Consider the following 608-nt stretch of genomic DNA (forward strand, 5'->3'; position numbering starts at 1 on the left):
ATCATGAGTTGTCTTCTTCGGCGTTCATTTGAAGCGAATCGGCGAAACCTGCTTGCTGTAATTTGCGCGCCACGATTTGGGATACACAAAAATCGTGGCGCGGAATTACGAAGTAATCGGCGGACTTAACAGTGCCCAGCGAGTGAGCATGCGCGATCAGTCGCCAGATGGCAGTCCGGCCCTTCGTCTCGCCCAGCTCGGCGGTGAGCGCCGCCAACCGGTTGCGCATTCCTTGGCGGAAGTAGTGGCGGATTATGTCGGGTGGCCCTTTGACCTTCGGCGGTGCCGGCGGCAGATCCTCGGCCTGGCCATTCAGCACCAGCAACTGGACCGCTTCGCTTACCTCTTCAATCTCATGCCAGAGCATCAGCTCGTCGAGCATCTGCCGGGTGCCGTACGGGACCGTGTGCCGCAATTCCTGCTCGCCCAGCTCCTGCCGCTTCTCGGCAAGCTTGGCCGTGCGTTTCTTCTGTTCGGCAGCCATGGCCTACCTCTTCTATTCCGCTGGCCGGGAGTGCGAGCCAGGTTTGACGTTTGCGTTGCGGGGGGCGGGCTATGCGGCGCATGAATCGACCTTCACCTGATGCCACGCGCCGAACGTTTCGAAG

Annotated in this window: 1 protein-coding gene; it reads right to left on the reverse strand. The window is 60.4% G+C overall.

Annotated elements, in window-relative coordinates; all coding sequences use genetic code 11:
* Window position 1 precedes the first annotated feature (1 nt).
* Window positions 2-484, reverse strand: a complete 483-nt coding sequence (locus tag GIW04_RS31155) for a hypothetical protein (protein ID WP_120249018.1) — start codon at window positions 482-484, stop codon at window positions 2-4.
* Window positions 485-608: the final 124 nt, after the last annotated feature.

This window comes from Pseudomonas sp. PA-4-8C, assembly GCF_021606625.1.
In the GTDB taxonomy this organism is placed as follows: domain Bacteria; phylum Pseudomonadota; class Gammaproteobacteria; order Pseudomonadales; family Pseudomonadaceae; genus Aquipseudomonas; species Aquipseudomonas lactis.